General features: G+C 63.4%; 22 protein-coding genes. 7 read left to right on the plus strand and 15 right to left on the minus strand.

Annotation, left to right across the window (positions count from 1 at the left end; genetic code table 11):
* The first annotated feature begins 130 nt into the window (after positions 1 to 130).
* The 5 genes from ACIPRS_RS10050 to ACIPRS_RS10070 all read left to right on the plus strand — a co-directional run bounded on the left by ACIPRS_RS10050 (position 131) and on the right by ACIPRS_RS10070 (position 5,627).
* Positions 131 to 502 carry a hypothetical protein gene (locus ACIPRS_RS10050; protein WP_446538459.1) on the plus strand — a complete coding sequence of 124 codons (372 nt, stop codon included), beginning with the start codon at positions 131 to 133 and terminating at the stop codon, positions 500 to 502.
* Between the two features lie 1,094 nt (positions 503 to 1,596).
* The gene (locus ACIPRS_RS10055; protein WP_446538460.1) at positions 1,597 to 1,914 is read left to right on the plus strand and encodes a hypothetical protein; all 318 of its coding nucleotides are present in this window, start codon (positions 1,597 to 1,599) and stop codon (positions 1,912 to 1,914) included.
* A 434-nt stretch (positions 1,915 to 2,348) separates the two neighbouring features.
* A complete protein-coding gene (locus ACIPRS_RS10060; RefSeq protein WP_446538461.1) occupies positions 2,349 to 2,618 on the plus strand; it encodes a hypothetical protein in 270 nt (89 codons plus the stop codon).
* Between the two features lie 2,133 nt (positions 2,619 to 4,751).
* Positions 4,752 to 5,180 (plus strand): hypothetical protein, encoded by a 429-nt coding sequence (locus ACIPRS_RS10065; RefSeq protein WP_446538462.1) that lies wholly within the window; start codon positions 4,752 to 4,754, stop codon positions 5,178 to 5,180.
* 36 nt (positions 5,181 to 5,216) lie between these two features.
* Positions 5,217 to 5,627 (plus strand): GFA family protein, encoded by a 411-nt coding sequence (locus ACIPRS_RS10070; RefSeq protein ID WP_446538463.1) that lies wholly within the window; start codon positions 5,217 to 5,219, stop codon positions 5,625 to 5,627.
* A gap of 450 nt (positions 5,628 to 6,077) precedes the next feature.
* Here the strand turns inward: ACIPRS_RS10070 and lolD are convergent, their stop codons facing one another.
* The 10 genes from lolD to ACIPRS_RS10120 are packed head-to-tail and all read right to left on the minus strand — an operon-like array spanning position 6,078 to position 12,751.
* Positions 6,078 to 6,785, minus strand: coding sequence for a lipoprotein-releasing ABC transporter ATP-binding protein LolD (gene lolD / locus ACIPRS_RS10075; protein ID WP_446538464.1), 708 nt, complete (start codon positions 6,783 to 6,785; stop codon positions 6,078 to 6,080).
* Between the two features lie 10 nt (positions 6,786 to 6,795).
* Positions 6,796 to 8,043, minus strand: coding sequence for a lipoprotein-releasing ABC transporter permease subunit (locus ACIPRS_RS10080; protein ID WP_446538465.1), 1,248 nt, complete (start codon positions 8,041 to 8,043; stop codon positions 6,796 to 6,798).
* Between the two features lie 6 nt (positions 8,044 to 8,049).
* Complete coding sequence (locus tag ACIPRS_RS10085) at positions 8,050 to 8,505, minus strand: hypothetical protein (RefSeq protein ID WP_446538466.1); 456 nt, start codon at positions 8,503 to 8,505, stop codon at positions 8,050 to 8,052.
* Complete coding sequence (locus ACIPRS_RS10090; RefSeq protein ID WP_446538467.1) at positions 8,456 to 8,704, minus strand: FAD assembly factor SdhE; 249 nt, start codon at positions 8,702 to 8,704, stop codon at positions 8,456 to 8,458. The genes ACIPRS_RS10085 and ACIPRS_RS10090 overlap by 50 nt, the downstream gene beginning before the upstream one ends.
* On the minus strand, positions 8,701 to 9,132 hold the full coding sequence (locus ACIPRS_RS10095) for an MAPEG family protein (protein WP_446538468.1): 432 nt from the start codon (positions 9,130 to 9,132) through the stop codon (positions 8,701 to 8,703). Before ACIPRS_RS10095 ends, ACIPRS_RS10090 begins: the two co-directional genes overlap by 4 nt.
* A 4-nt stretch (positions 9,133 to 9,136) precedes the next feature.
* Positions 9,137 to 9,919, minus strand: a complete 783-nt coding sequence (locus tag ACIPRS_RS10100) for a succinate dehydrogenase iron-sulfur subunit (protein ID WP_337730910.1) — start codon at positions 9,917 to 9,919, stop codon at positions 9,137 to 9,139.
* An 18-nt stretch (positions 9,920 to 9,937) separates the two neighbouring features.
* Positions 9,938 to 11,728, minus strand: coding sequence for a succinate dehydrogenase flavoprotein subunit (gene sdhA, locus ACIPRS_RS10105; protein WP_446538469.1), 1,791 nt, complete (start codon positions 11,726 to 11,728; stop codon positions 9,938 to 9,940).
* Between the two features lie 5 nt (positions 11,729 to 11,733).
* Positions 11,734 to 12,117, minus strand: a complete 384-nt coding sequence (gene sdhD / locus ACIPRS_RS10110) for a succinate dehydrogenase, hydrophobic membrane anchor protein (protein WP_192201314.1) — start codon at positions 12,115 to 12,117, stop codon at positions 11,734 to 11,736.
* Positions 12,114 to 12,506: a succinate dehydrogenase, cytochrome b556 subunit gene (gene sdhC / locus ACIPRS_RS10115; RefSeq protein ID WP_192201315.1), complete on the minus strand. Its 393-nt coding sequence runs from the start codon at positions 12,504 to 12,506 to the stop codon at positions 12,114 to 12,116. Before sdhC ends, sdhD begins: the two co-directional genes overlap by 4 nt.
* 59 nt (positions 12,507 to 12,565) lie before the next feature.
* Entirely contained in the window at positions 12,566 to 12,751 is a 186-nt protein-coding gene (locus ACIPRS_RS10120) for a DUF1674 domain-containing protein (RefSeq protein WP_192201316.1), read from the minus strand.
* 39 nt (positions 12,752 to 12,790) lie between these two features.
* Between ACIPRS_RS10120 and ygfZ the strand changes: the two genes are divergently transcribed.
* Positions 12,791 to 13,657 (plus strand): CAF17-like 4Fe-4S cluster assembly/insertion protein YgfZ, encoded by an 867-nt coding sequence (gene ygfZ / locus ACIPRS_RS10125; protein WP_446538470.1) that lies wholly within the window; start codon positions 12,791 to 12,793, stop codon positions 13,655 to 13,657.
* A gap of 88 nt (positions 13,658 to 13,745) precedes the next feature.
* Positions 13,746 to 14,975, plus strand: coding sequence for a 5-demethoxyubiquinol-8 5-hydroxylase UbiM (gene ubiM / locus ACIPRS_RS10130; protein WP_337730913.1), 1,230 nt, complete (start codon positions 13,746 to 13,748; stop codon positions 14,973 to 14,975).
* A 17-nt stretch (positions 14,976 to 14,992) separates the two neighbouring features.
* Here the strand turns inward: ubiM and ACIPRS_RS10135 are convergent, their stop codons facing one another.
* From ACIPRS_RS10135 to ACIPRS_RS10155, 5 genes are read right to left on the minus strand one after another with little or no spacing between them, the layout of a single operon-like run.
* Positions 14,993 to 15,538: an NADPH-dependent FMN reductase gene (locus tag ACIPRS_RS10135; RefSeq protein WP_446538471.1), complete on the minus strand. Its 546-nt coding sequence runs from the start codon at positions 15,536 to 15,538 to the stop codon at positions 14,993 to 14,995.
* Positions 15,539 to 15,567: 29 nt separating this feature from the next.
* Entirely contained in the window at positions 15,568 to 17,829 is a 2,262-nt protein-coding gene (locus ACIPRS_RS10140) for a thiamine pyrophosphate-dependent enzyme (RefSeq protein WP_446538472.1), read from the minus strand.
* 8 nt (positions 17,830 to 17,837) lie between these two features.
* A complete protein-coding gene (locus ACIPRS_RS10145; protein ID WP_446538473.1) occupies positions 17,838 to 18,494 on the minus strand; it encodes a glutathione S-transferase family protein in 657 nt (218 codons plus the stop codon).
* Positions 18,484 to 18,969, minus strand: a complete 486-nt coding sequence (locus ACIPRS_RS10150; RefSeq protein ID WP_446538474.1) for a hypothetical protein — start codon at positions 18,967 to 18,969, stop codon at positions 18,484 to 18,486. Before ACIPRS_RS10150 ends, ACIPRS_RS10145 begins: the two co-directional genes overlap by 11 nt.
* Complete coding sequence (locus ACIPRS_RS10155; protein WP_446538475.1) at positions 18,969 to 19,520, minus strand: GNAT family N-acetyltransferase; 552 nt, start codon at positions 19,518 to 19,520, stop codon at positions 18,969 to 18,971. The genes ACIPRS_RS10150 and ACIPRS_RS10155 overlap by 1 nt, the downstream gene beginning before the upstream one ends.
* Positions 19,521 to 19,612 lie beyond the last annotated feature (92 nt).

A 19,612-nucleotide genomic window follows, 5' to 3' on the forward strand; every position in this document is an offset into this window, starting at 1 on the left:
GCTGCTTTTGCATCTTGCCGTAGGCATCGCTCTGTTGGGCGCAGGCTTTTCCGGTCTGCGGGGCGGTGCCTAACAATTCATTCAAGCCGACGCCGCTTCGCGGCGCGGCTTAATTCAGGCGTTAGGCCTCATGGAAGCTCTCGTCGCAATTCTGTTAGCAACAGCAGTCCAGATCGCCATCGCGCTATCTGCCGTCGGTTTGGTCGTTGCACTGCTCCGCGTTCCCAAGTGCTCATCCCAGCGATACAAGGTAATTTGGGCCATTGGGGCAAGCGCTTTCATCGTCCTTGCCGTCTGGACAATGCGTCAGCAATCGAACATTCTCGCTGGCAGCATCACCCCATCTGACGCACAGCCGGTTGCAGTCGCAGTTAAGGGCACCGTCAGACACGTATCACAGGTTCAAGCGTATCGCTATGACTCGGCCATGTGGACACTCCTAGCCTTGATGCTGGCTTTCACTGCAATACACAAGATTTCGGGCACCTCGAATGAGGCCTAACAGTTCATTCAAGCCGAACCCGCTTCGCGGGTCGGCTAAATTCATGTGTTAGGCGACAGGACCATGATTAATTGCACCGACAACCCAGTGGGCTGGTCCCTGCTCCTTGACGACCTTGAGGATGCGCGTGAGCACTTGGACAACCTCATCAAGGAGATATCTGCGAGTTCAGGGTATGGAGAGCCTGAGTTTCGGATAGATCTAGGTCATGTGTATGCTCATCTCAATCGGGCATGGAGGCGTAGAGACATTGCTGAGGACTTTACGGACGGCGAGTGGGCAGCTGCCGGTGCATTTCCCAATGATCTTGAGCCAGTCGCCTAACAAATCATTCAAGCCGAACCCGCTTCGCGGGTCGGCTTAACTCAGGTGTTAGGTGCCATGGAAAAAACGTCATCGCCGAGCACGCTAAAGACAGACCTAGCTGTTTTCGCGCTATTGGCGGCCTTGGCAGTCGCTGCGTTCTTGTTTAGAGATGCCCTTGGTCTTCTGGTGTTCGTCGGGCTAATTGTTGCGTTACTGGTGCAGCTCTTTCGGTTCGCGTTCTTTCGCGGGCGGAGCGAGACACTCAAAAAGCTCTGGGATGGCGTCAAGGACGCATTCTGGGGCATTGGCTAAGCAACATACCTTTCAGAGATTAGCGACCATGGCACCTAACAAATCATTCAAGCCGAACCCGCTTCGCGGGTCGGCTTAATTCCGGTGTTATACGTGGGTGGGGCTTTGGTCGTGTCGGCTTCGATTGCGGGTTGGTCATGCGGCGCCCGCGGCTTCGGTGCTGATCGATTGTTGATGCAAGCCAACCAATCGCGTCCTTCTGACTTCGCTTCACTCGGCTTCGGGTACATCGCTCTCGCGCCGCGCGGCCTCCGGATGATCTCCCAGCTTGCGGACCGGCGTCGCGGTCGGCTTCGGTCTTTACGGGCCCCACCCTGCTACGGGCTGGCGGCGAGCGATTTCCTGCTCCCGGATGTTCCGGCCCCGTTGCAGGCCGCTGGCTTCGGGCTTACCTTGGCGCATAACTATTCGTTCAAGCCGAACCCGCTTCGCGGGTCGGCTTAACTCAAGGTGTTAGGCCGCTGATGACAGTTGTAATGATCTACGGGTTCCAAGGTCGCTTTTCCGGTGACTCCAAGTACACTTGGGCCCACCCCGACGTTGGCGCCACTCACAAATGCATGCTCTTCCTTAGGCAGCAATCTGAGGCCTACGACTTCGAGGCGGCGCTGGACGAGTGTGGCCGATACTGCTTTACCAATATTGGGAATATGCGCGGCGGCAAGCTCCAGATTGACGTCCTAAACACGGACCTCTATCGGGGGTTCGCTGGCTTCTATGAAGAAGCTCTGAGTTCGGGCGCCGCTCTGGTCTACTATCCTCACAAGGGCGCGGCAGATGGCGACGCGGCCTAACAATTCATTCAAGCCGAACCCGCTTCGCGGGTCGGCTTAATTCAGGTGTTATACGTGGGTGGGGCTTTGGTCGTGTCGGCTTCGATTGCGGGTTGGTCATGCGGCGCCCGCGGCTTCGGTGCTGATCGATTGTTGATGCAAGCCAACCAATCGCGTCCTTCTGACTTCGCTTCACTCGGCTTCGGACACATCGCTCTCGCGCCGCGCGGCCTCCGGATGACCTCCCGACTTGCGGGCCGGCGTCGCTGTCGGCTTCGGTCTTTACGGACCCCACCCTGCTACGGGCTGGCGGCGAGTGATTTCCTGCTCCCGGATGTTCCGGCCCCGTTGCAGGCCGCAGGCTTCGGGCTTACCTTGGCGTATAACTATTCGTTCAAGCCGAACCCGCTTCGCGGGTCGGCTTAACTCAAGGTGTTAGGCTGCAGGAGAAGGTAATGCCGGGACATCGCACAAACAGCGGTTCGAGGCTTCTCAGAGACTGGGCTATTCCTGCAAGGCAAGCCATGTATCACCAAGGCGGCACCTTCTTCATGCCACTCGACAAGTTCCCTGGCGCTTACTGCGACCCAGATGGCTATGTTGTCTTTGCTACCGAGAGTTCCTACAAATCCTGCCCAAACATCAGCATTGGCAAGCGCGCCAATGTTCATGGCGGCATTTCAAAGTTACCGGGCTACATTCGTGCTTCGTCGTCTGCAGCCTAACAATTCATTCAAGCCGAACCCGCTTCGCGGGTCGGCTTAACTCAGGTGTTAGGCCTTGGAACATACTTATCTGCTAGCTCAGGTAATTGCAGTAGGCTACATAGCGTTTAGCCTGTTCGGATTGCTTGTCATTTCTTTTCCGTCGAACCGCCAAAGCATGTTCGAGGAGCGTGGCATTGGGCCTTTCAGGGTGGCGCACGCCTGCCTCATGCTTGCACTAATCTTGGCTTGTGGCGCCTCGGTGTGGGCCTGGCCGACCGCGGTAGTTCCATTAGCCTTTGCCGTCCTTGCTGCCGTACTGATCGGAAAGGCGATCTGTGTCGCTCAGGGAGAGTGGCGTTACTGCAAGCGTTGTATTCTCGTCGGGCCAGTAGTTCTCACTGCCACAACAGCCATACTTGTAATGGCGTTCCGCTAGTGCAGCCAAGGCCTAACAATTCAATCAAGCCGACGCCGCTTCGCGGCGCGGCTTATTTCAGGCGTTAGGCGACAGGACCATGATTAATTGCACCGACAACCCAGTGGGCTGGTCCCTGCTCCTTGACGACCTTGAGGATGCGCGTGAGCACTTGGACAACCTCATCAAGGAGATATCTGCGAGTTCAGGGTATGGAGAGCCTGAGTTTCGGATAGATCTAGGCCATGTGTATGCTCATCTCAATCGGGCATGGAGGCGTAGAGACATTGCTAAGGACTTTACGGATGCCGAGTGGGCAGCTGCCGGTGCATTTCCTAATGATCTTGAGCCAGTCGCCTAACAAATCATTCAAGCCGAACCCGCTTCGCGGGTCGGCTTAATTCTGGTGTTAGGCCTTGATGGAAAAATTCATCGCAGCCGTATTCTTTCTTTCCGCAATTGCGGTCTTGCCTGTTTTCGCGGCGTCCGTCTATAGCTCCAACCGTCTTAACCGCTATCTTCAGCAGAGGCACCCAGACACTTGGCGCAGGATCGCGCCAGATTCACTTGCGGAGCCGTCCGTTTCTGCTCCGGTTACTAGATTTGTCACCCAGCGGACCTATAGAGAGATCGGCGACACTCACCTCAACGCCCTCGGTGACCATTGCTTTCGGCTACTCTACGTTGCGATAACGATCTTCCTCGTTCTCGTGCTTTCGGGACTGACATATGGCGCACTCAAGGTCTAACAATTCATTCAAGCCGAACCCGCTTCGCGGGTCGGCTTAATTCTGGTGTTAGGCGGCAATGACGAATCTATGCAAGCTTGCTGGACTTAGTCTGATGCTAATCAGTCTTTCCGGATGCGGGCCACGGCTCACAGATAGAGACGTTCTCAACTACGCGTCTAGCAGCTATGACAAAAATCTGTACCCCCAGCCACCCAAAGTACTTGGCAGGCTAAGAGGAGTGGATGTTGTAGTTGAGTACAAGTGCAGCGACATTTGTCCCAATTACGCCGTTCGCGTGATCCGATTCGAGTTGCCGCAGGGTAAGACCTGTGACGAAGCTGGTGGCCGCTACAAAAAGTTTGAGCTTCCCCCTTTCAGTATGCAGCCTGATGGTGGTTACTGCGTCCCCGCAGTACTGGTGGACAATTGGGCGCGGTACGTAAAATGAGTTGCCGCCTAACAATTCATTCAAGCCGAACCCGCATCGAGTTCGTTAGCTTCGGTTCGTTTCTGGGTAATATCGGCTTCGGTGCCAATCCAAGGCGGGTCGGCTTAATTCAGGCGTTAGGGCCCTCATGGCACTTTCCTTCTTAGCCAACCTGTTAGGCCACCGGCTTCGTGCCGGTAACCGGGTTCGGTTAGATGGCGGCTACGACATGGAGCCGAAATGGCTCAATGGCCGGATCGCCCACTTCGGGGAGTGCGTCGGTTTCATCCAAGGCGAGAACGGTCAATCTGCTGCGCTCATCCGGCTAGATGAGCCGGTCACCTCTAACGGAGTCACAGGATCGCACTTGGTTCTACGCCTCCGTTACGTTGGCGCTCGCTGGGCCAACCGAGAGACCGTGCACCTTGAGCTGTTCACCTCGCCTCCGGCGTCATTACAAGATCCCTCAACTCGCGGCGTGTGGATCGAGTCTCATGCCAGCTATCACGTAGAGGGCCCTAACAATTCATTCAAGCCGAACCCGCTTCGCGGATCGGCTTAACTCAGGCGTTAGACCCATGCCCAGACTTCTGCTCGCATTACTACTGACACCGCTAGTTCTCCAGTTGCCCTACCTGGTGCCGCCATACGGCACATTCACGGGTTGGTGGTTCCGCTTAGAGTTGGTCATTGCTTACACGGCAATGTTCTTGTTTGGTGCACCCTTGGTCTGGCTGTTCGTGCGCAAGCGTTGGGTCGCTTGGTGGCAATCTGTTCTTGGTGGTGTAGTCGTAGCCAGCTTTTTCCTCATTTTGTGGTTTGCCACTTCATCGTGGGAGCATTTCCTACTCAACGGACTCAATCTGACGTTGTACGCATGGGCCACAGCGGCTGCAGGCGGTCTGATCTTCTGGTTCATTGGCTTGTGGCGAAATCCTCGCTTTCATGGGCCTAGCAATTCATTCAAGCCGAACCCGCTTCGCGGGTCGGCTCAATTCAGGCGTTAGGTACCATCAAGTTATCTCGCCTCCGCAAGGAAGAACATGAACCAACAACACACCGGCTCCTGCCTTTGTCGAACCGTCACCTTCAAGATAGACGGCGCGTTTGAACGTTTTTTCCTTTGCCATTGCTCTCATTGCCGCAAAGACACCGGATCAGCGCATGCCGCAAACCTGTTCTCATCGGTCGCCAAGCTCGAATGGCTCTCTGGTGGGGAGAACGTGCAGACGTACAACCTTCCAAGCACCCGCCATACACGCTGCTTCTGTTCTGTTTGCGGTTCTGCAATGCCCCACGTCGGGCACGAGTTCGTTGTCGTACCGGCTGGTTGCCTCGACACGGATCTCACCATGACGCCTGACGCACATATTTTTTCTGGCAGCAAAGCCGCTTGGGACAAGAACCTCGCTTCCATCCAGGAATTTGATACGTTTCCTCAGAGCGACACCTAACAATTCGCTCAAGCCGGGCCCGCTTCGCGGTCTCGGGCGTAACCGGATCGTATCGGGCGGGCCGGCTTAACTCAGGCGCTAGGCTGCATGAAGAAACTTCTCGCGAACGTAGCTCTAGTTCTTGGCATAGCCCTCGCAGCCCATGGCCTACTCAGCATGCCTTTCATCCAAGATCTGCTGCCGGCTGACCTCGTTTCGCCGCTCGACAGCCAGAGCTCTCGATACTGGCGCGCGGTCCCCGCCGAGCCTCAGGACGACTTTTACCCGCCCTATGTCATTCTCGCGGCAGGGCTTGCGCTCTGCATGGCTGGAGTAGCGTCTCGTCGCAGGTTGGGCGGCACTGCGGCCTAACAATTCATTCAAGCCGGACCCGCTTCGCGGGTCGGCTTAATTCAGCAACTGTCTTCCAGCCAGCGGTCAGATGGAATGACCCAACGGTTTCTGCACAGGTCAGATCGCGTCGTGGGCCAGTTCGCGCAGTTTGCCCTCGTGCAGTTCCAGCACACGGTCCAGCCGGCGCGCCAGCCGGCGGTCATGGGTCACCAGCACGAGACTGGTCTTCTGCGCACGGTTGAGTTCAAGCATCAGGTCGAACACCGTCGCGGCTGTCTTTTCATCAAGATTGCCGGTCGGCTCGTCGCCCAGCACGCAGGCGGGCTGGTTCACCAGCGCCCGCGCCACCGCCGCACGCTGGCGCTCGCCGCCTGACAGCTCACCCGGCTTGTGCGCCAGACGATGACCAAGCCCCACCGCTTCGAGCAGCGACCTGGCCTTGCTGCCCGCGTCGTCCGTGGCGGCACCGCCGAGCATCACCGGCATCATGACGTTCTCCAGCGCAGTGAATTCAGGCAGGAGATGATGGAACTGGTAGACGAAGCCCAATGCCCTGTTGCGCAGCTGGCCACGCGCGGCATCGGACAATGAAGACATCTTCTGGCCGGCCACGTACACCTCGCCCGAGGTGGGCGTATCCAGTCCGCCGAGCAGATGCAGCAACGTGCTCTTGCCGGCACCGGATGCCCCGACGATCGCCACGGTCTCGCCGGGCTGCACGTTGAGCTCCAGTCCATCGAACACGGGTGTGCGCAGCTTGCCTTCCGCGTAGGTCTTGCCGAGGGCCTCGGCGTGGATGACGGCGGTGCGGATGGCGTCGTTCATGCGGTCCGATTCACTCATAGCGAAGCGCCTCCGCCGGTTGCGTGCGGGCGGCGCGCCACGCGGGATACAGCGTGGCCAGGAAGCTCATGGTGAGGGCGACGGCGGCGATCAGCACGACCTCGCCCGCATCGAGCTCATACGGCAGGCCGGTGATGTAGTACACGTCGGGAGGCAGCAACGTCACCTTGAACACCGCTTCGATGGCGGCAAGGATGTATTCCAGATTGATGGTCAGCAGAATGCCGCCGACCACGCCCAGCACCGTGCCCATCACGCCGATCAGGACGCCCTGCACCATGAACACCTGCATGACACCGCGCGGCGTGAGGCCCAGGGTGCGCAGGATGGCGATGTCAGCCTGCTTGTCGGTCACCAGCATGACCTGGGAGTTCACCAGCGAGAAGGCGCCCATCAGGATGATGAAGGACAGCAGGATGCCCATCACCGTCTTTTCCATCTTCAGAGAGTGGTAGAGATTGGCGTTCTCGCTGGTCCAGTCGCTGATGCGGTACGGGCCCTCCAGACGCAACGCCAGGTCGCGCGCCACTTCCCAGGACTGATACATGTCGTGCAGCTTCATGCGTACGCCGGTAACACCCTCGCCCATCCTCAACACGCGCTGCAGATCGCCCATGTGGACCAGCGCCAGGTTGCGGTCGACGTCGTTGTGGCCGACGGAGAAGATGCCGGTGACAGTGAACCGCTTGATCTTGGGCATCGCCCCCATCGGCGTACCCTGGAAATCACCCGCGGTGACGACCACGCTGTCGCCCACGCCCACGCGAAGCCATGCGGCCAGTTCCTGCCCCAGCAGGATGTGGAACTCGCCCGGCTGCAGCGATTCCAGCGTTCCGGCCTTCATCTTGTCGCCGATCACCGAGACCTTCGGCTCTTCGCCCGGAAGGATGCCGGTGACCAGGGCGCCCTGCGGATCGGCATTGCCGGTCAACATGGCCTGCACGTGGATGAAGGGCGCGGCCCCGGACACGCGCGGATCGTCCATTGCGATCCGGGTGGCGTGCGGCCAGTCCTGCATCGCCTCGCCCGCCCCCATCACGGTAGCGTGCGCGGTGGCCTGCAGCAGGCGGTCGCGGATCTCGCGCTGGAATCCGCTCATCACCGACAGCGTGGTGATCAGGATCATCACGCCCAGCGCAATGCCGACGACCGAGGCCAGCGAGATGAAGGAAATGAAACCGTTGCGGCGCTTGGCGCGGAGATAGCGCAGGCCGATGGCGACTGGAATGGGCTTGAACATAGGGCCCTATGGTGCCCGATCCCCCTGACGCCGCCCAGCGCCCTCCACGTCCGCAGCAAGGCGCAGTTCACGCCGCGATGCCGCCGGCAGCGTGTCGGGCCACCACGACACGTGCCGCCAGCGGCCGCCGGGGGCCTCGCGCCACCGCAGGAACGCCAGGGGCCCGCGCCAATGCAGGCGGGCCTGATGCAGGGGCACGCCATCGACCGTGGGCATGCGTCCGTTTCCCGGAAACCAGAACGCGAGGCGGGGGCTTCGGCTTTCGCTGCAGGCGCGCCACACGCCATAGACCAGTGCCGCCAGGGCCAGCGGCCAGGCGAACATGCGCGGCATCTCGCTGGCCAGCACCGACATCCCGCCCAGCAGTCCCAGCAGGATCAGCAACGCCTGCAGCAGGCGCGACGGTCGCCACTCAAGCCGGCAGTTGACGGATCCGTTCGACCAGCGCGGCGAGTTCGGCATCGGGACACTGCTCATAGCCCATGAACCAGCGCCAGAGCTTATCGTCTTCGCAATCGAGCAGCCGTAGGAAAACCACGCGCTGCGCCTCGGATTCCGTCGGCCAGCTTCGGTCGAGATAGCGTCCGAACAACTGGTCCAGTTCGCGCATGCCGCGCCGGCAGCGCCAGCGGATGCGCTTGAGTTCGGGATCGTCCGTCATGCGGTGCCCAGGGCGATGGCGAGCCGCACCCAGAACGCGATCAGCACCAGCGTCGCCAGCGCATAGGCGATGAAGCGGGTCATCACATGATTGAAGGTGCAGTGGACCACGCTGTGCACCACGCGCAGGCCGACGAAGGCCCATGCCAGCGTGAGCGATGCGCTATCCGATACGCCCAGTTGCGCGGCCAGCAGCACACCGGCGTAGAACAGGACCGGTAGCTCGAACAGGTTGCGGAAGTTGTCGGAAGCACGGGTATCGAGCAGCAGGCGGGCCGAATCGGCAGCACTGGCGAGCGCCTGTGCGTCGATGCGCTTGCGTGCCATTTCACCCAGCCGCAGGTGGTACAGCCTGACCCACACGAGGAAGGTCAGGCTGGCCATGGCCACCGCGGGCCAGAGGATCGCCGTGGCAGGTGCGCCGGTCATGCGATCAGGCGCGACGCGCCATCATCAGCTTCTTGATCTCGGCGATCGCCAGCGCCGGGTTCAGGCCCTTCGGGCAGGTGCGCGCGCAGTTCATGATGGTGTGGCAGCGGTACAGCTTGAACGGATCTTCCAGGTCGTCCAGGCGAGCACCGGTGTCTTCGTCGCGCGAGTCGATGATCCAGCGGTAGGCCTGCAGCAGGATTGCCGGGCCGAGGTAGCGTTCGCCGTTCCACCAGTAGCTCGGGCAGCTGGTCGAGCAGCAGGCGCAGAGGATGCACTCGTACAGACCGTCGAGCTTCTTGCGGTCTTCCGGCGACTGCAGGCGCTCGCGATCCGGCGGCGCCGGGGTCTGCGTGCGGATCCACGGCTTGATCGAGGCGTACTGCGCGTAGAAGTGGGTCAGGTCGGGAACGAGATCCTTCACCACCTCCATGTGCGGCAGCGGATAGATCGGCACTTCGGCCTTGGTGCAGTCACCGATCGCCTTGGTGCAGGCCAGCGTGTTGGTGCCGTCGATGTTCATCGCGCACGAACCGCAGATGCCTTCGCGGCACGAACGGCGGAACGTCAACGTGGGGTCGATCTCGTTCTTGATCTTGATCAGCGCGTCCAGGACCATCGGGCCGCACTTGTCGAGATCGATCTCGTACGTATCGGTGCGCGGGTTGGCGCCGTCGTCCGGGTTCCAGCGATACACCTTGAAGGTGCGCACGTTCTTGGCGCCCTTCGCGGGGAAGTGCTTGCCCTTGGTGACGCGCGAGTTCTTCGGGAGTGAAAATTCGGCCATGTGTCAGGTCTCCCGGGCTCAGTAGACGCGCGGCTTGGGCGGCACCACATCCACGTCCTTGCTGAGCGTGTACATGTGCACGGGACGGAAATCGAAGCTGCACTTGCCGTCGTCGGCGACGTTGACGAGCGTGTGCTTCTGCCAGTTAACGTCGTCGCGGTCCGGGAAGTCCTCGTGCGCGTGCGCGCCGCGGCTCTCGTGGCGCTGCTCGGCCGAATTGATCGTGGCCACCGCGCTGAGCAGCAGGTTGTGCAGTTCGTAGGTTTCGATCAGGTCGGAGTTCCAGATCAGCGAACGGTCGCTGACCTTCACGTCCTGGAAGCTGGAGAAGATGTCGGCCATCTTGTCGCAGCCTTCCTTCAGCGTCTTGCTGGTGCGGAAGACGGCGGCATCGGACTGCATCGTGCGCTGCATGTTGTCACGGATCACCGACGTCGGCGTGTCGCCGTTGGCGTTGCGCAGCTTGTCCAGGTGCGCCAGCGCCTTGTCGCAGGCGTCGCCCGCCAGCGGCTTGTGCGACGAACCACTCTTGATCGTCTCGGCGCAACGGTTGGCCACCGCGCGGCCGAACACCACCAGGTCGAGCAGCGAATTGGAGCCCAGCCGGTTGGCGCCGTGCACGGACACGCAGGCGGCTTCGCCGATCGCGTAGAGGCCGGGAACGACCGCATCCGGATTGTCGCCGACCTTGCGCACCACTTCGCCGTGGTAGTTGGTCGGGATGCCGCCCATGTTGTAGTGCACGGTCGGAATGACCGGGATCGGCTGCCTGGTCACGTCCACGCCGGCGAAGATGTGGGCGCTCTCGGCGATGCCGGGCAGCTTCTCATTGATGACCTCGGGGCCCAGGTGGGTCAGGTCGAGCAGGATGTGGTCCTTGTGCTCGCCCACGCCGCGGCCTTCGCGGATCTCGATGGTCATCGAGCGGCTGACCACGTCGCGCGAGGCCAGGTCCTTGTAATGCGGTGCATAGCGCTCCATGAAGCGCTCGCCGTTGCTGTTGCGCAGGATGCCGCCTTCGCCGCGCACGCCCTCGGTGATCAGGCAGCCCGCGCCGTAGATGCCGGTGGGATGGAACTGCACGAACTCCATGTCCTGCATCGGCAGGCCGGCACGCATCACCATGCCACCGCCGTCGCCGGTGCAGGTGTGCGCCGACGTGGCCGAGAAGTAGGCGCGGCCGTAGCCGCCGGTGGCCAGCACCACGCCATGCGAACGGAACAGGTGCAGCGTGCCCGTGGCCATGTCCAGCGCGAGTACACCGCGGCAGGCGCCTTCCTCGTCGAAGATCAGGTCCAGCGCGAAGTACTCGACCATGAAGCGCGCGTCGTGCGCCAGCGACTGCTGGTACAGCGTGTGCAGCATGGCGTGGCCGGTGCGGTCGGCGGCGGCGCAGGTGCGTTGCGCCGGCGGGCCCTCGCCGAACTTGGTGGTCATGCCACCGAACGGACGCTGGTAGATCTTGCCGTCCTCGGTGCGGGAGAACGGCACGCCGTAATGCTCCAGCTCGATGATGGCCGGGATGGCCTCGCGGCACATGTACTCGATGGCGTCCTGGTCGCCCAGCCAGTCCGAGCCCTTGATGGTGTCGTAGAAGTGATAGCGCCAGTCGTCCTCGCCCATGTTGCCCAGCGCGGCGGAAATGCCGCCCTGCGCCGCCACGGTGTGCGAGCGGGTCGGGAAGACCTTGGTCAGGCAGACGGTCTGCAGGCCCTTGGCGGCCAGGCCGAAGGTCGCGCGCAGGCCGGCACCGCCGGCGCCCACCACGACCATGTCGTACTTGTGTTCGGTGATCTTGTAAGCGGACATGGTGCTCAGTTCCCCAGCGCGATGCGGGCCACGGCGAAGACGCTCACGATGGCGCCCAGCACGGCGATGAATTTGACGGTGGTCTGCACCGCGAGGGCGAGCAGCGAGTTGTGGACGTAGTCTTCCAGCACGACCTGGAGGCCGAGCTGGGCGTGCCAGAACATGGCCACCAGGAAGCCGACCAGCAGCACGGCGTTCCAGGGCTTGGCAACCGCAGCGGTGGCGGTGACGTAGTCGGCACCGATCAGGCTGAGCACGAACACCAGGAACCAGATCGTCAGCGCGACCAGCGCGGTGGCGGTCAGGCGCTGGTGCACGAAGTGTTCGGTGCCGGTTTTCGCGGAGCCCAGGCCACGCGCATTCTTGATCGGCGTACGGAAGTCGCTCATGCGCCACCTCCCAGCAGCACATAGGCCCACACCAGGGCGGTGATCACCAGGCTGGCGATCACCGACAGCCAGCTGCTGCGCACGAACGTGGCAACGCGGTAGCCGATGGCGAAGTCCTGCACGATGTGCCGGATGCCGTTGCACAGGTGGTAGGCGAAGGCCCAGGTCCAGCCGAACAGGAAGACCTGCCCGTACCAGGCGCCCGCCAGCGTTGTGAAGCAGTTCCAGGCTTCAGGGCCGATCACCAGCGTCAGCAACCCCGCAGTGATCAGCAAGGCGCCGGCGGCGAGGACGATGCCCGTGGCGCGATGCAGGATGGAGGTCGCCATCTGGATCTGCCAGCGGTAGACCTGCAGATGGGGGGAAAGCGGACGTTGTGGAGTCGCCATTCGTTGCGCTCGTTGTCTCGGCTGGGCGGTCAGGACCGCGTTGGCTTTACGTACGCTGCTCAGAAATCGATGCAGCGCCCGTTCTTTTCCCAATCCCCGTAACGCGTGGGCTCGGGCCCGTCGCGTCCACCGATCTCCTTCTGCGCAGCCGGTTCCCCTGCCCCTGCGCCTGCGGTCGGCGGTGAGGTTTCGGGCGGCTGTGTTCCGGGATCGGGGTCGGGAGTCGGAGGAGTTTGACCTATCATGTTGGTCTCGCAACGCACAAAATTTTAATCCTCACCCCCTTGGCTTACAACCTTTCCCCTACCAGTGCACCGGTTTTCACCCTTCCCGACCATGCGCTGATAACGCTGGAAGGACCGGATGCCGTGGCTTTCGCCCATGCGCAGTTCGCCAACGACGTGGCAGGTCTTGCCCCGGGACACTGGCAGTGGAATGCGTGGCTGACGCCCAAAGGGCGCGTGATCGCGGTCTTCGCGCTGGCCAGGCTGTCCGGGGATCGCCTGTGGCTGGTGCTGCCCGATCACCCCGCCGACGTGTTTGCCGATGCCCTGCGGCGTTTCGTGTTTAGACGAAAGTTGAAGATCGAGGTGCCAGCAGACACCGGCATCGCGGGCACGTTCGCGACGCCTGCCAGCGCACAGGGTGCCGCCGTAGGCGAGCGACAGGGTGTGCTGGAACTGGATTTCAGTGGCGATGGAGGCGCGCGTACCTTGTACGCGGGGCGGCTGGTGGCGTCGGACGATGCCGCCCTGTCCGCCGCGTGGCGCGTCGCCGACCTGTCCCACGGCCTGCCACGCCTGCCCGAATCGCAGCGCGAACAATGGACGCCCCAGCAACTGGCTCTCGACCGACTGTCGGCGTACAGCGTCAAGAAAGGGTGCTACCCGGGCCAGGAGATCGTCGCGCGCACGCATTTCCTTGGTAAAGCCAAACGCGCCCTGCGCTGCTTCCGCACCGACGGCCCGGTAATCGCGGGCGTTCCGGTGCGCGAGAGCGACCGCGATATCGGCGAAGTCGTCTGCACGGCGCAGGACGGCGAGCGCACAATTCTGCTCGCGGTGCTACCGCTGGAGCATGCAGGTGGTGGGCTTGCCGCCGGCGACGGTGTACTGGAACCATGCCCCTTGCTGGACGGCCTGCGTCGCTGAGCATCATCTGCAGGGCGATTGATCCACGTCAATGACGCCCGCGCACGCCGCCCTAGACTGCTCGTGAACCCGAGCAGGAAGCCTGCGCATGCAGCATGACGTCATCATCATCGGGGCCGGACCGGCGGGTCTCTGCCTGGCCAAGGCCCTGTGCGACCTCGACCTGAAAGTGGCGCTGGTGGAACGCCAGCCCCGCGCGGCCATCGCCGAGCCCGCCTTCGACGGGCGCGAGATCGCCCTGACGCATGCGTCGATGCGGCAGCTGCGCGACCTCGGCATCTGGCAGCACCTGCCCGAGGACGCCTGTTCGCCGCTGCGCGCTGCGCGCGTGATGGAAGGCGATTGCCTGCACGACATGCGCGTCGATGCCGGCCTGGCCGGCAAGCCGGAACTGGGCATGCTGGTTCCCAACCACCAGATTCGCGCAGCCGCCTGGAATGCCGTTTGCGACCTGCCCCACCTGGACGTGTTCGACAACGCACGGATACACGCGGTCCGCACCACCGACGACCAGGCCTGCGTGACGCTGGGCGACGGCCTGCGACTGGAGGCGCCCTTGCTGGTCGCCGCGGACAGCCGTTTCTCCGAGACCCGCCGTGCCATGGGGATCGGCGCGGACCAGTACGACTTCGGCAAGAGCATGCTGGTGTGCCGGATGCACCATGAGCAGCCGCACCAGGGCGTGGCGTGGGAGTGGTTCGGCCACGGCCAGACGCTGGCGCTGCTGCCGTTGCAGGAACACCTGTCCTCCGTCGTCGTCACCCTGCCCGACAGTGCGGCCAAGCGCCTTGCATCACTGGACGTGGATGCCTTCGCCCACGAGATGGAACAGCGCTACGGGCATCGCCTGGGGCACATGCGGCTGGAGAGCAGTCGCCATGTCTACCCGCTGGTCGGCGTGTATGCTCGCCGCTTCGTCGGGCGCCGCTTTGCCCTGGTGGGCGACGCGGCGGTGGGCATGCACCCGGTGACGGCGCATGGCTTCAACCTGGGGCTTGCCAGCGTGGAGCGCTTGGGCGCAATGGCGCGCGACGCACGGCAGCGTGGCGGCGACCTGGGATGCGCGGAGGCCCTGGCGCGCTATGAACGCCGGCATCGTCGCGGCACACGGCCGCTCTACCTGGCCACCCGTGCCATCGTGGAGCTCTACACCAACGATCACGCGCCAGCACGCATCGTGCGCGAGGCCGTGCTGCGCGCAGGTCGCCGGCTTACCCCCTTCCGGCGCGCGCTTGCCCGGACGCTGGCGGACGAGCATCCGGCTGTCCGCCCGCCGCTGCAACGCTTGCGCGACGGGCTGGCATTGCTGCGCCCCTAGCGTGCACCGGGCAAACGCTACGCCGCCAACCAGCCTCCGAAGCGATCGAGGAACAGTTGCAACCGCTTGCGCAGGCGCTCATCGGTGATCGCCCCGTCCGCGTCGATCTGGCCCTCGCGGTACTGGATGGCGATCTCGGGCTGCGGCAACACCGCGACATCCACCGCCGCCAGGACATTGCGCAGGTGCTGCTGGGCCGACACGGTCCCGTGCGCGCCCGGCGAGGTGCCGATCACCGCGGCACGCTTGCCGGCAAATGAATTGCTCCCGCCCGGCCGTGAGCCGATATCGATGGCATTCTTCAGCACACCGGGAATCGACCGGTTGTACTCCGGCGTGATGAACAGCAACGCGTCGCAGATCTCCACTTGCTGCTTGAAGCGCAGGCCGGCGGCGGGGAAATCCGCGTCGTCATCCTGGTCGTAGAGTGGCAGGTCACCGATGTCGATGTCCTCGAAGGCGAAACGCTCTCCCGCCAGCGTTCGCACGGCATGGCCGAGCTGCCGGTTGAAGGAGCCTGCGCGCAGGCTGCCGACGATGATGCCGATGCGCGGCGCAGTCATGTTCCGATCTCCAGGCGGGGCTGGCGACATCATGCCAGCCGGTCCGCCGCCGCGACGATGTCCTCGTCGCCCGGGAGCACCAGGAATGCCGCGCCTGCCAGCGGCGTGTACGTATCCGCGCCGACCACGCGCTGGAACGGCCGCGCACCATGGCCCGCCTCCGCGATGGCGGTGATAACGCCCTCGCCCACTCCCGCCGCGTGGCGACCCTCGTCGACGACCAGGATGCGCCTGGCGGTCTTCGCCTGCGCCGCGATGAAGGCTTCGTTGAGCGGCACCAGCCAGCGCAGATCGACCACGCGCACCTTCCAGCCGTGCTTGTTCTCGATGCTGCGTGCCGCGCGCAGACTCATCGGCACGCCATTGCCGTAGGTGAAGATGACCAGATCGTCCGCATCCTCGCCATACACGCGACCTTCGCCCAGCGGCATCGCCTCGTCCTGCGCCGGATAAGGGAACAGCCATTGCCCGTCACCCGCCTCGTGCAGGTCCTTCGTCATGTACAGCGCGATCGGCTCCAGGAACACGCTCACGCGTCCGTCCACCTTCGCCAGAGCGGTCAGCGTGCGCAGCATGGTGGCCGCATCGTCGCCGCGCGACGGACAACCGACGACCAGGCCCGGGATGTCGCGCAACGCGGTGATCGAATTGTCGTTGTGGAAGTGGCCGCCAAAACCGCGCTGGTAACCCAGACCCGCGATCCGCACCACCATCGGATTGCGGTACTGGTCGTTGCTGAAGAACTGAAGGCTGGCCGCCTCGCCCCGGATCTGGTCGCAGGCGTTGTGGAAATACGCCAGGTACTGGATTTCCGGCAGAGGCAGCATGCCCATGTTGGCGTAGCCTTGCGCCAGGCCGAGGATCATCGTCTCGTCCAGCAGCGTGTTGAACACGCGACTGCCCTTGAACGCCTTCTGCAGCCCCTTCGTGACCGTATAGACGCCGCCCTTCTGCGCCACGTCCTCGCCGAACAGCAGTGCCTCGGGGTATTTGCAGAACAGGTCGTGCAGGGCGATGTTGATCTGGATGGCCAGATGCCGTGGCGGCAGCTTCTCCGGCAGCTTGTCTTCGCTGCCGAAGGCAGCGACGCGCACGTCGTGAGGTGCGGCACGCGCGGCTTCCTTCGCCACCGCGTCGGGCGTACAGGGCGCCAGCGGCGCCATCACGTGCTCCAGCGTGGTGATGCGGGGACGGCCATCGGCATCCTCGGCGGCCGCAAAGCAGCGTTTGCGCGTGGTTTCGTACAACCCCAGCAATGCCTCCTTCGAGAGCAGGCCGGATTCCAGGGCGATGGCCGCAGAACGCAGCAGCGGATCGGTCGCCTCCACGGCGCACAGTTCCTCCAGCGGGCGCCATTCGATCTCGAAGTCGGTACCCGCATGACCCATGATGCGGGTCGTGCGCAGATGCAGGAATGTCGGCCGGCGCGTGCGCCGGCAGTGATCCACCGCCGCCTGCACTTGCCCGTAGCCCGTCGCCAGGTCGAGGCCGTCGGCGTGGAAGTAGTCCAGGTCCCTGCGATCACGGAAATTGCGGCCGATCCAGCCATCCGGCGTCTTCACCGAAATGCCGATGCCGTTGTCCTCGCAGACGAACAGCACCGGCGCGGGCAGCTTCTGGTAGGCGGTCCACGCCGCCGCATTGAACGCGGTCTGCGCGGTGGCATGGTTGCTCGACGCGTCGCCGAAGGAGCAGATCGCAATGCTGTCGTCGGGAATCGGCAGTGCATGGCCGATGCGGCGCGCCTGCTCGATCGCCACCGCCGTGCCCAGCGCCTTGGGAAGGTGGGAGGCAATGGTCGAGGTCTGCGGCAACACCCACAACGGCTTGCTGCCCCAGACCTTGTGGCGGCCTCCTGACGCGGGATCTTCGGCGCTGGCGGCGAACGAGAGCGCGGAGTCCATCACCGGATCCATGCCCGGCAGCTTGCGGAAGCGCTCGGCCATGAAGCCGCCGCTGCGGTAGTGCAGGAAGGCAGGATCGGTATGGCGCGCCAGCCGCGCGACCATGGCGTTGCCTTCGTGGCCCGAACTTCCGATGGTGTAGAAGACCTTGTTCTGCACGCGCAGTACGCGCGCCATCAGGTCGAGGTGACGCGAGATCAACTGGGATTCCAGCAGCTCGATGAAGCCTTTCGCATCCAGCGCACTGCCCGGCAGGACGGCATCACCGGCAGCAGGCCTGTCGCCGACGTACCCCTTCCATTCCTTCACGAACTCGATGAAGTTCTGGTCGCAGATCTCGGCACGGTTGAGGCCCTTCATGCGGGCGGGAATGGGGTTTGCGGTCATGTGCTCGCTCAGGATCGGGAAGACGCCAGGCGCGCGGCGACATCGTCGCTCACGCCCGGCATGGGAACAAAACCCGGCGTGGCGTACACACGCGCCAGCCAGTCGGTGATGCGGGGATACGCGGCCAGGTCGAAGCCGCCGTCGTTCGCGCAATGGGTGTAGGCGAACAGTGCGATGTCGGCCACGCCGTACGCCGGACCGGTGAACCAGATCGCGGTCTCCAGGTGTCTTTCCATCACCGCCAACGCCTGAGCGCCCCGTTCGACCAGGCGGGGAAGGTCCGCGCGACGCGGTGAATCCAGCGGCGTCCAGCCACGGATGAAGCGCGCCACGGCAATGTAGGGCTCATGGCTGTACTGCTCGAAGAACAGCCAGCTCAGTGCCTGTGCCCGCTGCCAGGCATCGTCGGGCAGGAAGGGGGTGCCTTCCGCCAGCCAGCACAGGATGGCATTCGACTCGACGAGGATGCTGCCATCGGCGCGCTCCAGCATCGGCACCTTGCCGTTCGGATTCCTGGCCAGGTACTCCGGCGTGCGCGTGCCGCCGTTGGCGCTGTCGACGTCGATCCACGCGTAGGACCGGCCCAGCTGTTCAAGCAACAGGCGGACCTTGTGGCAGTTGCCGGAGGTGGACATGCCATGGACGGTGATGGGATCAGGCGACATGCGGAGGCTCCGGCAACGGGGGAATGCGGGCGGCCTTTGCGAGATCCTTGTCGCGACCGAACGCGAGCAGGATGCGGCGCTGTTCCCGCAGCGTCGGGATGCGCAAGGCATCGCCCGCGATGTCCAGGCGCACGTCTTCGTGCACCACCAGGGCCTGCCAGCCGGCGGCGGTCATGACTTCCAGCCCGCCCATTACTTCGACCGGCATCGGCAGATGCACGAAACGCGAGAAGGTGGAACGGAACCGCGTTCCATCCGCGGGACGATATTCCGCATCGGCATGGCCGCACCATGCTTCGCGCAGCCGCAGCGCATCCGCGCGGCTGCAGAGCACATCGATATCCTGCGGCGCGATGTCGTCAATACCGGCAAGTACCATCGCGGTACTGCCGATGATCCACCAGGGATCGCGTAACGTCCGCGCCAGCTCCGGCAAGGCATGGTGCAGGCCTGCGTGCAGGGCGGAAGCCGGCATCACGATTGCGTGGCCCTGCGGGTTTTCCACTGCGCTCGCGTCTGGCCCCAGACCTCGACCGGCTTCTCGTGGTGCGGCTCGGGCAGGCGATCCATCCGCAGGTAGGTCGAGCCGAGCTTGGCGGCCACCGTCCTGGAGTTGGCGTTGGCTGGATCGATGGTGTGGATCACCTCGTCCCAGCCCAGATGATCGAACGCCCAATCGATGCTGGCCACGGCCGCTTCCGGCGCATAACCGCGACCCCAGGCTTCCCGCGCGATGCTCCAGCCGACCTCCGTGCCCGGCCATCCTTCCGGTTGCCACGGTCCTACCCTGCCAACCCAGCGACCCGTGGCCTTCTCGATCACCGAGAACATGCCGAATCCCTGCAGATGCCAGCTCCCCAACGTCGCAGCGAGGCTGCGCCACGCGGGCGAGCGCGCCTGCATGCCGCCTATGAAACGCGTGGCTTCCTCATCGGCACCGAACGCCGCCCAGGCTTCGTAGTCGTCCCGCCGCGGCAGCCGCAACCACAGGCGGGGAGTTTCAAGCTGGAGATTGGAAAGGTCCATCGACGCCACACCATCCCACCAGAAAACCGGACACACTGAGCAGCGACACTCGACTTCCCTGCAGCCGCGCTCCTGCAATGGAAGCGGGCAGC

The sequence above is a fragment of the Pseudoxanthomonas sp. LARHCG66 genome, assembly GCF_052871755.1.

Bases quoted from the DNA above. Each gene is read 5' to 3' on its own strand.
- ACIPRS_RS10050 (WP_446538459.1), top strand. From the start codon at position 131: ATGGAAGCTCTCGTCGCAATTCTGTTAGCAACAGCAGTCCAGATCGCC.
- ACIPRS_RS10055 (WP_446538460.1), top strand. From the start codon at position 1,597: ATGATCTACGGGTTCCAAGGTCGCTTTTCCGGTGACTCCAAGTACACT.
- ACIPRS_RS10060 (WP_446538461.1), top strand. From the start codon at position 2,349: ATGCCGGGACATCGCACAAACAGCGGTTCGAGGCTTCTCAGAGACTGG.
- ACIPRS_RS10065 (WP_446538462.1), top strand. From the start codon at position 4,752: ATGCCCAGACTTCTGCTCGCATTACTACTGACACCGCTAGTTCTCCAG.
- ACIPRS_RS10070 (WP_446538463.1), top strand. From the start codon at position 5,217: ATGAACCAACAACACACCGGCTCCTGCCTTTGTCGAACCGTCACCTTC.
- lolD (WP_446538464.1), bottom strand. From the start codon at position 6,785: ATGAACGACGCCATCCGCACCGCCGTCATCCACGCCGAGGCCCTCGGC.
- ACIPRS_RS10080 (WP_446538465.1), bottom strand. From the start codon at position 8,043: ATGTTCAAGCCCATTCCAGTCGCCATCGGCCTGCGCTATCTCCGCGCC.
- ACIPRS_RS10085 (WP_446538466.1), bottom strand. From the start codon at position 8,505: ATGCCGAACTCGCCGCGCTGGTCGAACGGATCCGTCAACTGCCGGCTT.
- ACIPRS_RS10090 (WP_446538467.1), bottom strand. From the start codon at position 8,704: ATGACGGACGATCCCGAACTCAAGCGCATCCGCTGGCGCTGCCGGCGC.
- ACIPRS_RS10095 (WP_446538468.1), bottom strand. From the start codon at position 9,132: ATGACCGGCGCACCTGCCACGGCGATCCTCTGGCCCGCGGTGGCCATG.
- ACIPRS_RS10100 (WP_337730910.1), bottom strand. From the start codon at position 9,919: ATGGCCGAATTTTCACTCCCGAAGAACTCGCGCGTCACCAAGGGCAAG.
- sdhA (WP_446538469.1), bottom strand. From the start codon at position 11,728: ATGTCCGCTTACAAGATCACCGAACACAAGTACGACATGGTCGTGGTG.
- sdhD (WP_192201314.1), bottom strand. From the start codon at position 12,117: ATGAGCGACTTCCGTACGCCGATCAAGAATGCGCGTGGCCTGGGCTCC.
- sdhC (WP_192201315.1), bottom strand. From the start codon at position 12,506: ATGGCGACTCCACAACGTCCGCTTTCCCCCCATCTGCAGGTCTACCGC.
- ACIPRS_RS10120 (WP_192201316.1), bottom strand. From the start codon at position 12,751: ATGATAGGTCAAACTCCTCCGACTCCCGACCCCGATCCCGGAACACAG.
- ubiM (WP_337730913.1), top strand. From the start codon at position 13,746: ATGCAGCATGACGTCATCATCATCGGGGCCGGACCGGCGGGTCTCTGC.
- ACIPRS_RS10135 (WP_446538471.1), bottom strand. From the start codon at position 15,538: ATGACTGCGCCGCGCATCGGCATCATCGTCGGCAGCCTGCGCGCAGGC.
- ACIPRS_RS10140 (WP_446538472.1), bottom strand. From the start codon at position 17,829: ATGACCGCAAACCCCATTCCCGCCCGCATGAAGGGCCTCAACCGTGCC.
- ACIPRS_RS10145 (WP_446538473.1), bottom strand. From the start codon at position 18,494: ATGTCGCCTGATCCCATCACCGTCCATGGCATGTCCACCTCCGGCAAC.
- ACIPRS_RS10150 (WP_446538474.1), bottom strand. From the start codon at position 18,969: ATGCCGGCTTCCGCCCTGCACGCAGGCCTGCACCATGCCTTGCCGGAG.
- ACIPRS_RS10155 (WP_446538475.1), bottom strand. From the start codon at position 19,520: ATGGACCTTTCCAATCTCCAGCTTGAAACTCCCCGCCTGTGGTTGCGG.